Annotated in this window: 11 protein-coding genes; 3 read left to right on the forward strand and 8 right to left on the reverse strand. The window is 68.7% G+C overall.

Annotated elements, in window-relative coordinates:
* Nucleotides 1-100: 100 nt before the first annotated feature.
* The gene (gene epmA, locus BOQ54_RS15895) at nucleotides 101-1,165 is read left to right on the forward strand and encodes an EF-P lysine aminoacylase EpmA (RefSeq protein WP_071924268.1); all 1,065 of its coding nucleotides are present in this window, start codon (nucleotides 101-103) and stop codon (nucleotides 1,163-1,165) included.
* Nucleotides 1,162-2,235: a lysine-2,3-aminomutase-like protein gene (locus tag BOQ54_RS15900; protein ID WP_071924269.1), complete on the forward strand. Its 1,074-nt coding sequence runs from the start codon at nucleotides 1,162-1,164 to the stop codon at nucleotides 2,233-2,235. Before epmA ends, BOQ54_RS15900 begins: the two co-directional genes overlap by 4 nt.
* Here BOQ54_RS15900 and BOQ54_RS15905 read toward each other — a convergent pair.
* From BOQ54_RS15905 to mscL, 4 genes are all read right to left on the reverse strand, one after another.
* Nucleotides 2,223-2,555 carry a hypothetical protein gene (locus BOQ54_RS15905; protein ID WP_055460221.1) on the reverse strand — a complete coding sequence of 111 codons (333 nt, stop codon included), beginning with the start codon at nucleotides 2,553-2,555 and terminating at the stop codon, nucleotides 2,223-2,225. The two genes, BOQ54_RS15900 and BOQ54_RS15905, sit on opposite strands and share 13 nt — an antisense overlap.
* A 121-nt stretch (nucleotides 2,556-2,676) precedes the next feature.
* Nucleotides 2,677-3,729: an AbrB family transcriptional regulator gene (locus BOQ54_RS15910; protein ID WP_055460220.1), complete on the reverse strand. Its 1,053-nt coding sequence runs from the start codon at nucleotides 3,727-3,729 to the stop codon at nucleotides 2,677-2,679.
* Between the two features lie 107 nt (nucleotides 3,730-3,836).
* Nucleotides 3,837-5,009, reverse strand: a complete 1,173-nt coding sequence (locus BOQ54_RS15915; protein WP_071924270.1) for a pyridoxal phosphate-dependent aminotransferase — start codon at nucleotides 5,007-5,009, stop codon at nucleotides 3,837-3,839.
* Between the two features lie 130 nt (nucleotides 5,010-5,139).
* Nucleotides 5,140-5,562 carry a large conductance mechanosensitive channel protein MscL gene (mscL, locus tag BOQ54_RS15920; RefSeq protein WP_019400206.1) on the reverse strand — a complete coding sequence of 141 codons (423 nt, stop codon included), beginning with the start codon at nucleotides 5,560-5,562 and terminating at the stop codon, nucleotides 5,140-5,142.
* A gap of 209 nt (nucleotides 5,563-5,771) precedes the next feature.
* Between mscL and BOQ54_RS15925 the strand changes: the two genes are divergently transcribed.
* Nucleotides 5,772-9,296, forward strand: a complete 3,525-nt coding sequence (locus BOQ54_RS15925; RefSeq protein WP_071924271.1) for a hybrid sensor histidine kinase/response regulator — start codon at nucleotides 5,772-5,774, stop codon at nucleotides 9,294-9,296.
* A 3-nt stretch (nucleotides 9,297-9,299) separates the two neighbouring features.
* Here BOQ54_RS15925 and BOQ54_RS15930 read toward each other — a convergent pair whose 3' ends face one another.
* The 4 genes from BOQ54_RS15930 to BOQ54_RS15945 form a co-directional block, all read right to left on the reverse strand.
* On the reverse strand, nucleotides 9,300-9,920 hold the full coding sequence (locus tag BOQ54_RS15930; protein WP_055460217.1) for a 2-hydroxychromene-2-carboxylate isomerase: 621 nt from the start codon (nucleotides 9,918-9,920) through the stop codon (nucleotides 9,300-9,302).
* 34 nt (nucleotides 9,921-9,954) lie between these two features.
* Nucleotides 9,955-10,545, reverse strand: a complete 591-nt coding sequence (locus BOQ54_RS15935) for a thioesterase family protein (RefSeq protein WP_071924272.1) — start codon at nucleotides 10,543-10,545, stop codon at nucleotides 9,955-9,957.
* A 143-nt stretch (nucleotides 10,546-10,688) separates the two neighbouring features.
* Nucleotides 10,689-12,905 (reverse strand): 3-hydroxyacyl-CoA dehydrogenase NAD-binding domain-containing protein, encoded by a 2,217-nt coding sequence (locus tag BOQ54_RS15940; protein WP_071924273.1) that lies wholly within the window; start codon nucleotides 12,903-12,905, stop codon nucleotides 10,689-10,691.
* A gap of 7 nt (nucleotides 12,906-12,912) precedes the next feature.
* The gene (locus BOQ54_RS15945; protein WP_055460214.1) at nucleotides 12,913-14,121 is read right to left on the reverse strand and encodes an acetyl-CoA C-acetyltransferase; all 1,209 of its coding nucleotides are present in this window, start codon (nucleotides 14,119-14,121) and stop codon (nucleotides 12,913-12,915) included.
* Between the last annotated feature and the right edge of the window lie 123 nt (nucleotides 14,122-14,244).

Genomic DNA, 14,244 nt, shown 5'->3' on the forward strand with positions numbered 1-14,244 from the left:
GCGCACCATAGAGCATCGGAGCGGAAAGTGGGAACCGCTTTTCGCTTCCCCCACGTCGCGCGGCTTCTCACGCTCGCCCGGCCGCGCTAGAAGTCCTGCCATGCTCGACACGACCGCCTGGTGGCGCCCCCATTTCCATGCCGATCGCCGGCCGCTGCTGCTCACGCGCGGCCGCGTGAAAGAGGCCCTGCGCCGCCTGTTCGCCGACGAGGGCTTCACCGAGGTCGAAAGCGGCATCCTGCAGGTCTCACCGGGCAACGAGACGCACCTGCACGCCTTCGCCAGCGCCCTTCTCGGCGCCGATGGCGCGCCGCGCCCGCTCTACCTGCACACCTCGCCGGAATTCGGCTGCAAGAAGCTGCTGGCGGCGGGGGAGACGCGGATCTTCGATTTCGCCCGCGTCTTCCGCAACCGCGAGCGCAGCGACCTGCACCATCCCGAGTTCACCATGCTCGAATGGTACAGGGCCGAAACCGACTATCGCGCCATGATGGCGGACTGCGCCCGCCTCCTGCCGCGCGCCGCCGAGGCGGCGGGCGCCACGCGCCTTGCCTTCCGCGGCCGCGAGGCGGACCCCTTCGCCGAGCCGGAGGAACTCACCGTCGTCGAGGCCTTCGCGCGCCATGCCGACATCGATCTTGCCCCGACCCTCGGGCCGGACGGGGCGGACAACGACCGCGACCGGCTCGCCACGCTCGCCGGCGAGCGTGGCATCCGCACCGCCGCCGACGACACCTGGTCGGACATCTTCAGCCGCATCCTGTCCGAGCGCATCGAGCCCGGGCTCGGCTGCGGCCGGCCGACCCTCCTCACCGACTATCCGGCAAGCGAGGCGGCCCTTGCCCGCCGCAAGCCGGATGACCCGCGCCTCGCCGAGCGCTTCGAGCTCTATGCCTGCGGCGTCGAGCTCGCCAATGCCTTCAGCGAGCTGACGGACCCACACGAGCAGCGCCGGCGCTTCGAGGCCGACATGGCCGAGAAGGAACGCATCTACGGCGAACGCTACCCCATCGACGAGGAGTTCCTTGCCGCGCTTGCCCTGATGCCGGCAGCGAGCGGCTGCGCGCTCGGCTTCGACCGGCTGGTGATGCTGCTCGCCGGCGCTCGGCGCATCGAGGACGTCATCTGGACACCGATGCCGCGCGAAGAGGAGGGCCGGCCATGACCGCTCCGTTCAGGCGCCCGCTCACGCGGGCCCGGCAACTCGTCGACGCCGGTCTTGCGCCCCCGGAGAAGCTCGAAGCGCTCGAGGCCGTCGCCGCGCGCTATGCCGTCTCCATCACGCCGACCGTGGCGGGGCTGATCGACGCGGACGACCCCGACGATCCCATCGCCCGCCAGTTCGTGCCCGATGCAGCCGAGCTCGTCACAAGCCCCGAGGAGAGGGCCGATCCCATCGGCGACGATGCCCATAGCCCCATCGAGGGCATCGTCCACCGCTATCCCGACCGGGTGCTCCTGAAGCTCGTGCACGTCTGCCCGGTCTATTGCCGCTTCTGCTTCCGCCGGGAGATGGTGGGCCCCTCCGGCCACGGCACGCTCTCGGGCGACGCGCTCGCCGCGGCCCTCGCCTATATCCGCGACACCGAGGCGATCTGGGAGGTCATCCTGACCGGCGGCGACCCGCTCGTCGCCTCACCCCGCCGCCTGGGCGAGGTGATGCAGGCGCTGGCGGGCATCGATCATGTCAAGGTGGTGCGCTTCCACAGCCGGGTGCCCGTGGTGGAGCCCGGCCGCATCGACGATGCGCTGGTTGAAGCCCTCAAGGCGTCGGGCAAGGCGACCTATGTCGTCGTCCACGCCAACCACCCGCGCGAACTGGGTGATGAGGCATGCCGGGCCCTCGCCCGGCTGGTGGATGCCGGCATCGTGCTGCTCAGCCAGACGGTGCTGCTCGCGGGCGTCAACGACAATCCCGCCGTGCTCGGGGCCCTGATGCGCCGTTTGGTCGAGAACCGCATCAAGCCCTACTACCTGCACCACGGCGATCTCGCCCCGGGCACCAGCCATTTCCGGACGGGTATCGGCGAGGGACAGGCCCTGATGCGCGCACTGCGCGGACGCTGGTCGGGCCTGTGCCAGCCCACCTATGTGCTCGACATTCCCGGCGGCCATGGCAAGGTGCCTATTGGCCCGTCCTATATCGAGACATCCCCTGACACAGAACGGCTCACCATCCGCGACACCGATGGTGGCAGGCACAGCTACCCGCCCGGAACGGATCAGGACGGGTAGAGCGGCAGGCCGGAAATCGCTGCGCCGTCTTCGCTCAGAACCACGTAGCGGAAGCCGGCCTGCCGTGCATGAGCAAGCACGAGCGCGAGGTCCGGAGCCGCTGCACACAGGTCGGCATCCTCGAGCGCTGTCACGGGAAGGGCATGCCCGTCCTTGACCGAAATGACGGACCACAGGCGCGGATCATAGTCGGCGATGCGCCGTCTCGTCTCGCCGCACAGGTGCAGGATGGAACAGACCAGCGTGCCCTTGCGGACCCGCTTGCGCCGGCCGGCCGGCCGGCTGCGTTCGTAGGCCGAAGTTGACGCAGAACCCATCATCGGCACCTCCCCTCATGAAACATCGAGAGGAAGCTCAGCACGCGCCGTGCCAGGCCGCCTGTGCGAGACCGCACCGGCATCCGGGTGGACGACGATGAAGGGGCCCGCCGTGTGCGGGCGATCACGCGCGCCGGCGGCGACCCATCCAGCCGACGATCATCGGCAGCGCGATGCCGATACCGAGGAAGCGGGCGAGGTGGTGCGACCCGACGAAGATCGGATCAAGCCCCATGATGAGCGCGAGCACCGTCATCGCCTCGAGCCCGCCGGGCGCGAAGGCGACCAGTGCCGTGCCGAAGGGCACATGGGCAAGGCCCGCCGCCGCGAAGGCGAAGACCGAGGCGACGATGATGGACAGGACGAAGGAGGCGAAGGCGGCCGGCATGCTGGCGACGAGCGCGTGCCGGTCGACCGAGCGGAAGCGCGCACCGATGAAACAGCCGAGCAGCACGAGGCCGAAGGTGGTGATGCTGGGCGGCATCAGCCCATCGACGATGGAGAGCGCATGCGCCGTGCCGCTGACCAGCGTGGCGCCGAGCAGCAGCGGCGCGGCCATGCGCAGCCGGCGCAGGACCTCGCCGACGCCCCAGCCGAGGAGGAGCACCGCGCCGAGCGACAGGGCGCTCATCGCCACGCCGCCGAAGACGATGCCGCCCTGCCCGCCCTCGAGCGCGAAGAGCACGCTCGGCAGGACGACGACGAGGACGGCGAGGCGGAAGGACTGGACGACCGCGATGGGGCCGACGCTGGCGTTCCTGTCGGCCGCGACGGCCATGACGGTGGACAATGCACCCGGCATGGAGGCGAGGAGCGCATCGAGCCGGTTCCACCGCGACAGCCGCACCAGCCACAGGCCGGATGTGATGACGACGGCCGCGACGCTCAGCGCCAGCAGCATGAGGCTCGCCGGATAGCGGGCGAAGGCGGCCATCGCTTCCGGCGTCGCGGCTGCCCCCATGGAGGTGCCCGCGAGCAGCATGGCCGCATCGGCGAGGCCGGGCGCCATCGGCACCGCGCGGCGGGCGGCGCACAGCAGTCCGACCGCGACGACGGAGCCGGACAGCCAGGCGGCCGGAACGTCGAGGAGATGGAAAACGAAGCCGCCGGCCGCCGCAACGAGGATCTGGCCAACCTGCCGAAGGCCGTTTCGCACCGTCTCGCGATCGCGCAGCATTCGCCCGTCCGTCTCCCTGTCTTCGGCGATGTCCCTTCAATGCACCGCCCGAACGGCTTCGCCAAGGGCGCCCGGCGCAGGGCGGCCCTGCCGGGGGCGAAGGACGCTCAGGTCAACGCGCGGGCGAGGCGGGCGACAGCCTCCTCGAGATCCTCCGCCTTGCGGGCGAAGCACAGGCGCAGGAAGCGCTCGCCGCCGGCGCCGAAGGCCGTGCCGGGCGCAAGGCCGACATTCGCCTCGTCGACGAGGCGGATGGCGAGGCGGCGCGTATCGTCCTCGCCGTCGACGCTGAAGAAGAGATAGAAGGCCCCGGCCGGCTCCGCGAAGCGCACGCGGCCCGTCGCGGAAAGGCCCCGGCAGACGATGTCGCGCCCGGCCCTCGCCCGCGCGATCTGGTGGGCGATGAAGCCCTCGCCCTGGTCGAGCGCGGCGATGCAGGCGCGCTGGATGAAAACGGCAACGCCGGAGGTCGCATATTGAATGAGATTCTCGATCACGTCGCCGAGGGCGGGCGGGGCCTCGAGCCAGCCGACGCGCCAGCCGGTCATCGCCCAGTTCTTCGAGAAGGTCTGCACGAAGACGATGCGGTCTTCCGCATCCATCACGTCACGGAAGGACGGCGCGCGCTCCGAGCCGTCATAGACGAAGCGGCCGTAGATCTCGTCGGCGATGATCCACAGGCCGTGCCGGCGTGCGAGCGCCAGGATGGCGGCGAGTTCCTCGCGGCTCGCGGTCCAGCCGGTCGGGTTGGCGGGGGAATTGACGCAGATGACCCGCGTCGCCGGTGTGATTGCGCCCGCCAGCCGGTCGAGATCCAGCGTCCAGCCGGCATTGCTGAGCTGCATCGGCACGGGGACAGGCGTCGCGCCGGCGATGCCGATGGCTGCCCCGAAATTCGGCCAGGCCGGCGTCGGCACGACAACCTCGTCGCCGCTGCCGACCAGCATGCGCACGGCGATCTGCAGCGCCTGCATGCCGGAGCCGGTGACATAGAAGCGCTCAGCCTCATAGGTCTTGCCGTAGAGGCGCGAGATGTAGCGTGCGAGAGCCTCGCGCAGCTCCGGAATGCCGCGCTGCCAGGTGTAGAAGGTCTCGCCCGCCACGAGCGAGCGTGTCGCCGCCTCGGCGATGAAGGCCGGCGTCGACATGTCGCCCTCGCCGACCCACAGGGGGATGAGGCCGGGGCGCGTGCGGCCGTGGTTGACGACGTCGACGATGCCGCTGGCGGGGGCCTCGCGGGCTTCGCGACGCAGGCTGGACAACAGGGAAAGATCAGTCACGAGGGTATGCTCGCCGGCAGTTTGGACTGCCGCGCTCCTACACCATCGCAGAGCCACGAGCCATGAATTGTGGCGATGAACCGATCAAACTTCATGAAGGATGCGCGGGCGACGGCCGCCGCACGCGCTCTCAGACACTCCGGCTCCTGAGAAGGTCGCGGATCTCGGTGAGCAGCTTGACGTCCGCCGGCGGCTCGGGGGCCGTCTCCGGCGCCTTCTCCTGCTGGCGCTTAAGCCGGTTCATCGCCTTGACGACCATGAAGAGCACCCAGGCAATGATGACGAACTTGAGCGCGATGGTGAGAAAATTGCCCCAGGCGAGCACTGCTCCCTGCCTCCGCGCCTCCTCCAGCGAATTGGCCGTCACCTCGGATGCAAGCGGCAGGAAGTAGTTGGAGAAATCGAGCCCGCCGGTGATGGCGCCGACGATCGGCATGATGATATCGTCGACCATCGACGATACGATCGCGCCGAAGGCCGCGCCGATGATGACGCCTATGGCAAGGTCGACGACATTGCCCTTGAGCGCGAATTCCCTGAATTCCTTCAGCATCCTGCCCCTCCCTGCCGAAAGCGACGTGGTGTCGTGACGCGCCGCAGGTTACTCCAAGCACGGAGGCGATACACGGGCAAATTGCACATGCCGCCTCGTCGCCGACCCTGGCGGCTGCGCTTTAGTTCAATGGCCATCGCCGCGCGGCGGCGGTAGGCTTCCTGAAGGTCGCGCGGCGCGACCGGGTGTCGTTGGAGGCGTTGTCGGACATGCTCGCCGGCTGGGTGGTCGTTCTCGCAGCCCTCGTCTATCTGTGCGGTCTCTTCGCCGTCGCCCATGCGGGCGACACCTTCGCCCGAGGCGTGATGGACGGGCGTATGCGCGCCACCATCTACGCGCTCGCCCTCGCCGTCTATTGCACGAGCTGGACCTTCTTCGGTTCGGTCGGCCTCGCCGAGCGCTCAGGGCTCGATTTTCTCACCATTTATGTCGGGCCGATCCTCGTCATAGGGCTCGGCCATCGCCTTGTCGGACGCATCGTGCAACTCGCCAAGGCGCAGAACATCACCTCGATCGCCGACTTCGTGGCCGCGCGTTACGGCAAGAGCGACCGCGTTGCCGCGCTTGTCGCCGTCATCGCGGTAGTCGGGGCCGTGCCCTACATCGCCCTGCAGCTCAAGGCGGTGTCGTCCTCGCTCGAGGTCTTCCTCGCGGCGACGGAGGATCATGGGCTCGGCCGCTCGATCTTCGGCGACCTCGCCCTCCTCGTCGCCGGCGTGCTCGCCGCCTTTGCCGTCGCCTTCGGCACGCGCCAGATCGATGCGACGGAGCATCACGACGGCCTCGTCCTCGCCATCTCGCTCGAGAGTGTCGTCAAGCTATTCGCCTTCCTCGCCGTCGGTTTCTTCGTCACCTTCTGGATGTTCGACGGCCTCGGCGACCTGTGGCGGCGGGCGGGCGAGGCTGCCGACCCCGGCATTGTCGCGCGCACGTCCGAGCCGGTGAGCTTCCTCACGCTCACGCTGCTCGCCGCCGGCGCCGCCATCCTGCTGCCGCGCCAGTTCCACATGATGATCGTCGAGAACCGGCATCCGGCCGACATCCGGCGTGCAGCCTGGATGTTCCCGCTCTATCTCGTGCTCATCAACCTCTTCGTCATTCCCATCGCGCTCGCCGGCGAGGTGATCTTCCCGCGCGGTTCCATCGACTACGACATGACGGTTCTGGCCCTGCCGCTGCACGACGGCGCGGTGCTGATGGCGCTCGTCGCCTTCATCGGCGGCCTCTCGGCCGCCACCGCCATGGTCATCGTCGATTCGGTAGCGCTCGCCATCATGATCTCGAACGATCTCGTCATGCCCCTCGTGCTGCGCCGGCGGGGCCGCCGCGGCGAGGACGAACGGACGGATGCCGGCGACCTCGGCCGCTTCGTCGTCATGGTCCGGCGCATCGCCATCGTCGCCGTCATCCTCTTCGCCTATGTCTATTATCGCGCCTCCGGCGAGGCGGCGCTTGCCGCCATCGGCCTCCTGTCCTTCGCCGCGGTGGCCCAGATCGGCCCGGCCTTCTTCGGTGGCCTCATCTGGCGGCGCGGCACAGCGCTCGGCGCGAGCGCCGGCCTCGCCGCCGGCTTTGCCATCTGGGCCTATACGCTGCTGCTGCCGAGCCTCTCCGGCAGCGAGGGTTTCTGGCACGACGTCGTCCGCAACGGGCCCTTCGGGCTCGCCGCCCTGAAGCCCACGGCCCTTCTCGGCACCGACCTGCCGCAGCTGACACACGGCGTCGTCTGGAGCCTCGCCGTGAACCTCGCCGCCTATGTCGGCTTCTCGCTCATGCGCCCGGCCAATCCCATGGAGCGGCTGCAGGCCAACGTCTTCATCGCCCGCGACAGCGCCCCCATGGCCCAGGCCTTCCGCCTGCGCCGCTCGGCCGTTACCGTCGACGACCTGCGCTCCACCGTCGGACGCTATCTCGGCACGGAACGGACGGACGCTGCTTTCATGAGTTTCGCCGCCAGCCGTGGCGTCACTCCAAACGGCAACGCCGAGGCGGACATCCACCTCCTGCGCTTTGCCGAGCATTTGCTCGCCTCGGCCATCGGCGCGGCCTCCTCGCGCCTTGTGCTGTCGCTGCTGCTGCGCCGGCGCAACGTCTCCACCAAGGCGGCTCTCAAGCTGCTCGACGACGCCTCGGCGGCCATCCAGTACAATCGCGACCTGCTGCAGCATGCCCTCGACCACGCGCGCCAGGGCATCACGGTGCTCGACAAGGACCTGCGCCTGATGTGCTGGAACCGGGCCTTCCGCGAGCTCTACGACCTTCCGGAGGAACTCGTGCATGTGGGCGTCGGTCTCGAGGAGATCGTGCGCTTCAATGCCGAGCGCGGCTCCTACGGCAAGGGCAACCCCGATGACCTCATCGCCGCGCGCCTCGAGAGCTTCGTCAACGACACCGAGCCGGTCCGGCTGAGGCTCTATCCCTCCGGCAAGGTCATCGAGATCCGCTCCAACCACCTGCCCGACGGCGGCCTCGTCACTACCTACGCCGACATTACCGAAACCGTCGGCGCCGAGGAGGCGCTCGAGCGCGCCAACGAGACGCTGGAGCGGCGCGTGCGCGAGCGGACGGAAGAGCTCATGCGCCTCAATGAGGAGTTGCGCGGCGCCAAGGCCGCTGCCGACGAGGCCAATGCCTCCAAGACCCGCTTCCTCGCCGCCGCCAGCCACGATATCCTGCAGCCGCTCAACGCGGCGCGCCTCTATGCCACCTCGCTGGTCGAGCGCGACCGCAAGTCCGGAGACGCGGCGCTCGCCGAGAACATCGACGGCGCCCTCGACGCGGTGGAGGAGATCCTCACCGCCCTTCTCGACATCTCGCGCCTCGACACTGGCGCGCTCAAGGCCGAGCCGTCGCTCTTCCGCCTGGACGACATGTTCCGCGCCCTCCGGCGCGAGTTCGGCCCGATGGCGCGCGAGAAGGGCCTTGAACTTGCCTTCGTCGATACCTCGGGCACGGTCAGGACCGATCGGCGGCTTCTGCGCCGCCTCCTGCAGAACCTGATCTCCAACGCCATCAAATATACGCCGACCGGCAAGGTACTCGTCGGCTGCCGCCGGCGCGGCAACAGGCTGCGTATCGAGGTGTGGGATACGGGTCTTGGTATACCGGCCTCGAAACAGAAGGTCGTCTTTCGTGAGTTCCTGCGGCTCGAACAGGGCGCGCGCGAGGCGCGCGGCCTCGGTCTCGGCCTCTCCATCGTCGAGCGCATCGCCCGCGTGCTTGACCATCCGCTGTCGCTGCGCTCGGTCCCTGGCCGCGGCTCCGTCTTCGCTGTCGAGGTCCCTCTCGTCACGGCCCTGCCGGCGGGTCAGGTCGCCACCGAGGTGGAGCCCGCGCCGGCCGCCCCGCTCGATGGCCTCGTCGTCCTTACCATCGACAACGAAAAGCAGATCACGCAGGGTATGCAGGTGCTGCTCGGCGGCTGGGGTTGCACCGTCCTGGCCGCGTCCGGCCTGAAGCAGGCCCAGGACGTGCTGCGTCGCAAGGGAGCCCGGCCGGACGTCATCATCGCCGACTACCACCTCGATGAGGGCGACGGCATCGAGGCGATCGTCGCCCTGCGCTGGAAGCTTGCGCGCGAGCTGCCGGCGGTACTGCTCACCGCCGACCGCTCGCCCTCCGTGCGCGCCGAGGCCGCCGCCAAGGACATCCACGTGCTGCACAAGCCGCTGAAGCCGGCGGCCCTGCGCGCACTGCTAACGCGCTGGAAGGCGCTCAGGATCGCCGCGGAATAGGGCTCAGACGTCGCTCGAGTAGGCCGGCCGCCCGCTCGCCAGCATGTCGGCGAGAAGGTCGAGCCGGTCTTGACCCCAGAACACCTCGCCGTCGATGACGTAGGACGGAGAACCGAAGACCTCCGCTGCGATGGCGTCCGCAATGTTGCCGGCATAGGTGGCCTTGGCCGACTCACCGTGGGCGCCCGCGAGCATCATCCCGGCATCGACGCCGACCTCCGTCGCGATCGCCGCCAGCACCGCCTCGTCGGCAAGATTCTCGTCTCGCGCCCACACACCGGCGAAGGCGCGCGCGGTGAAGGCGGCCGGATCGATGCCCGCCGCCTGCAGGGCGATGACGCAGCGGTCGGCGAGCGACACCTCGAAGGGCCAGAATGCCGGCTGGAGATTGAGCGGCACGCCCCGCTTCTCGCGCCAGCGCTGCAGCTCGACGAGCCGGTACCGCTGGCGCACGGGATGGCGCCTGGCGAGCGGCAGCCCGCCCGTCTCGGAAAAGACCTCGCCGAGGAAGACAGGCTTGTAGGTGACGGTGCATCCGTGCCGTTGAGCGGTGGCGAGAAAGGGCGCGTGGCCGAAATAGGCCCAGGGGCTGACGAGCGAGAAATAATAATCGATCTGGCGCATGCGGCGGGGCCTCCCGATTCCATTAGGGGACAGGTTAGCCGCCCGGCGCCTCGGTGCCAGCCCGCTTCGGCGCATCCCTGGCTGTGTGTTTCATCGCCGCCTCCGCAGCGAGGAAGGCCCGGACCTCCTCCGGCGGTTCGGGTGAGGCGGCATTGACGCCCACCGTTGCAAGCAACTGCGCCACGGACACGAAGGCCTTGGCGCGGCGATCGTAGAGCCCGCCGCGCAGCAGCGCGACGGCCGCCACCATCTCCTCGCCGCGGCGGTTGCACGCGATGAAGCGCTGCTCCATCACGAACCAGCTGTCGCCCCACGCAACGATGCGGCTGTCGAGCCGGAAGCGGCGGAACAGCCGCAGCTCGCGCCGGTAGCGGATGCTCGCCGCCGACAATACGGGCGTCCATTTGTTGGCGAGCACCGCCCGCCACAGCCCGCTGCGCAGGATGAGGTCCATGCGCCCGAGATCCATGAGCGTGAGATAGCGGCCGTTGTTCATGTGGCCGTTGGTGTCGAGATCAAGGAGCCCGACGTGAAACCACAGACGCGAGACGCCGTCGGGCACGGCGAGCCGGCCGCGGAACGGCGTCGCGAGGAGGAGCCAGAGAAGGCGCAACCAGAGGTTCATGGAAAATAGCCGCCGGGCTATGACACCTGCATCGCGGCGTCATGCCCGCGCTTGTCGCGGGCATGACGCCTTTGCGGGTTGAGCAACGACGAGGCGTGGATGGCCGGAACACGCCCGGCATGACACGCCTACGACGCCTTCTCTTACGCTGCCTTCTTCCGGTCTGGCTTCTCGGCGGGTGCCGCATAGAAGCTCGTGCGCTCGCGGGCCATACGCATCAGGAGGCGGCAGGGTTTGAAGCGCTCACCGTGCTTCTTCGCCAGTGACTTGGCGAGATCGACGAAGGCCGCGACGCCCATGCCGTCGATGTAGGACAGCGTGCCGCCGGTGAACGGCGCGAAGCCGAAGCCGAGGATGGAGCCGACGTCCGCCTCGCGCGGATCGGTGATGACCTTCTCCTCGACCGCCCGCGCCGCCTCCAGCGCCTGCGCCACGAGGAAGCGCTGCTTCAGCTCCTCGATGTCGATGGCGTCGGGGTCGAGCTTCGTCTCCTGCAACTCGGCAAGGCCGGGCCACAGCCGCTTTTTGCCGCCTTCGGGATAGTCGTAGAAGCCCTTGCCGTTCTTGCGGCCGAGGCGGCCGCGCTTCTCTACCATCTCGACGAGAAGCTGCTCCTGCGCCGGGTCGATAGCCTCGGGCCCCACCTGCGCCTTCGTCGCCTTGAGGATCTTGAGCGCAAGATCGAGCGCCACCTCGTCGTTGAGCGACAGCGGGCCGACGGGCATGCCTGCCATGCGCGCCACGTTTTCGATCATGGCCGGCGGCACGCCCTCGACGAGCATCTGGTGTCCCTCGCGCACATAGGCCATGACGCAGCGGTTGGCGTAAAAGCCGCGCGCATCGTTGACGACGATGGGCGTCTTCCTGATGGCGCGCACGTAGTCGAGCGCCACGGCGAGCGCCCGGTCGCCCGTCTTCTTGCCGAGGATGACCTCCACCAGCATCATCTTCTCGACCGGCGAGAAGAAGTGGATGCCGACGAACTGCTTCGGCCGCTCCGAATTGGCGGCAAGCCCAGTAATGGGCAAGGTCGAGGTGTTGGAGGCGAAGATGGCGCGCGGGCGCATCGCCGCCTCCGCCTTGGCGATGACCTCGGCCTTGACCTTCGGGTCCTCGAATACCGCCTCGATGACGAGGTCGCAGTCCTTCAGGAGCCCGTAGTCGTCGCTCGCCGTGATGCGGGCGAGCAATGCCTCGCGGTCGGCCGTCTTGGCACGCCCCTTCATGATCTGGTCGGTCATCAGCTTGTGCGAATGGGCCTTGCCCCTCTCGGCGGCCTCCACGCTCTGGTCGATGAGCACGACCTCCATGCCGGCGAGCGCGGTGACATAGGCGATGCTTGCGCCCATGAAGCCGGCTCCTATGACGCCGACGCGGCGCAGCTTCGCCTGAGGCACGTCCGCCGGCCGACGCGCACCCTTGTTGAGCTCCTGCATGGAGACGAAGAGCGTGCGGATCATCGCCGCCGCCTCCTTCGAGCGCAGGATCTTAGCGAAATAGCGGCTCTCCACCTCGAGCGCGAGGTCCATCGGCAGTTGCAGGCCCTCGTAGACCGCCTGCAGGATCGCCTTCGCCGCCGGATAATTGTCGTGCGTCTCGCGCCGGTAGATGGCGTTGGCCGCCGGCCACACCTGCATGCCGGCGGGCGAATAGACGCGGCCGGAGGGGTTCTTGAAGCCCTTCTCGTCCCACGGCGCAACGGCGCTGCCGCCGGCACGCAGCCATTCCTTGGCTGTCTCGACGATCTTGTCGCGCGGCGCCACGGCGTGGACGAGGCCCATGTTGCGCGCCATCAGCGGGCGGATCTGCTCGCCCTTGAAGAGCATCTGCAGGGCATCGCCCGTCTGCATCAGCCGCGCCACGCGCTGCGTGCCGCCGGCACCGGGGAAGAGGCCGACCTTGACCTCCGGCAGGCCGACCCGCGTCGCGTCGACATCCGAGACCACGCGGAAGTGGCAGGCGAGCGCGAGCTCAAAGGCGCCGCCCAGGCACACGCCGTGGATCGCGGCCGCGAACGGCTTGCCGCAAGTCTCCAGCCGCCGATAGAGCTGCGAGAGCTTGCGCGATTCCGCAAAGAAATGGGCGATCGCCGCCTCTTCGCCTTTCGTCCTCGCGAGCTTCGCATATTCGGCGCCGAGACCTTGCAGCATGGTCAGGTCCGCGCCGCCGGAGAACGCTTTCTTGCCGGAGGTGATGATGCAGCCCTTGATGGCGGCATCGGCCGCCACCGTGTCGATGATGGCGGCGAGTTCCTCCATCACCTGAGGCGTGATGACGTTCATCGAGCGGCCGGGCATGTCCCAGGTCGCGACCGCGATGCCCTCGGCGTCGGTCTCGAAGCGGAAGTTCTCGAACTTCATCTTGTCCTCACACCCGTTCGATGATGGTGGCGGTGCCCATGCCGGCGCCGATGCACAGCGTCACCAGGGCAGTCTCCTTGCCGGTGCGCTCCAGTTCGTCGAGCACCGTGCCGAGGATCATGGCACCCGTGGCGCCGAGCGGGTGGCCCATGGCGATGGCGCCGCCGTTGACATTGACCTTGGCCGGATCGAGCGCAAAGGCCTGCATGTAGCGCAACACGACGGAGGCGAAGGCCTCGTTGATCTCGAAGAGGTCGATGTCGGCAATGGTCATGCCGGCACGCTTCAACACCTTCTTCGTCACATCCACCGGCCCGGTGAGCATCAACGCCGGCTCCGAGCCGATGTTGGCGAAGGCGCGGATACGCGCCCGCGGCTTCAGGCCGGCCGAGCGGCCCGCCTTGCGCGAACCGACGAGCACGGCCGCTGCCCCATCGACGATGCCGGACGAATTGCCGGCGTGGTGCACATGGTCGAGCGCCTCGACCTCGGGATGGGCATCGATGGCGACGGCTGAAAAGCCGCCCATGTCGGCCATCTGGACGAAGGAGGGCTTGAGCTGGCCGAGCGTCTGCATGTCCGTGCCCGGCCGCATGTGCTCGTCCTTGTCGAGGAGGACGATGCCGTTGACGTCGGTGACCGGCGCGACGGACTTCTTGAAATAACCCCTCTCCCAGGCCTTGGCAGCGCGCTTCTGGCTTTCCACCGCATAGGCGTCGCAATCGTCGCGGGTGAAGCCGTATTTGGTGGCGATGAGATCGGCCGAAACGCCCTGCGGCATGAAATAGGACTTCACGGCGATCTCCGGCTCGACCGGCCAGGCCCCGCCCGAGGCGCCGATACCGACGCGGCTCATGGATTCGACGCCGCCGCCCACCACCAGGTCGTGCTGGCCGGACATGACCTGCGCCGCGGCGAAGTTCACCGCATCAAGGCCGGAGGCGCAGAAGCGGTTGATCTGCACGCCCGGCACGTGGTGGCCGTAATCGGCATTGAGCGCCGCCGCGCGGGCGACGTCGCCGCCCGCCTCGCCGACGGGATCGACGCAGCCGAGCACCACGTCGTCGACGAGGCGCGTGTCGAGGTCGTTGCGCTCGCGCAGCGCCCTGAGCGCCGTCGTCGCGAGCTGCAGCGTCGTCACCTGGTGCAGCGCGCCGTCCGCCTTGCCGCGGCCGCGCGGCGTACGCAAATGGTCATAGATGTAAGCGTCAGGCATGAAGGCCTCCCGGCATTGGGCTCCCCTCCCCTTGGGGAGGAGCAGGGCTTGGGGTGGGACCGGCAGAGCCCGGCCTTCCCACCCCGCTCGCTTGGCTCACTGCGCCTCTCCGCGATGGGAGAG

The organism is Chelatococcus daeguensis (assembly GCF_001887265.1).
GTDB lineage: Bacteria > Pseudomonadota > Alphaproteobacteria > Rhizobiales > Beijerinckiaceae > Chelatococcus_A > Chelatococcus_A sambhunathii.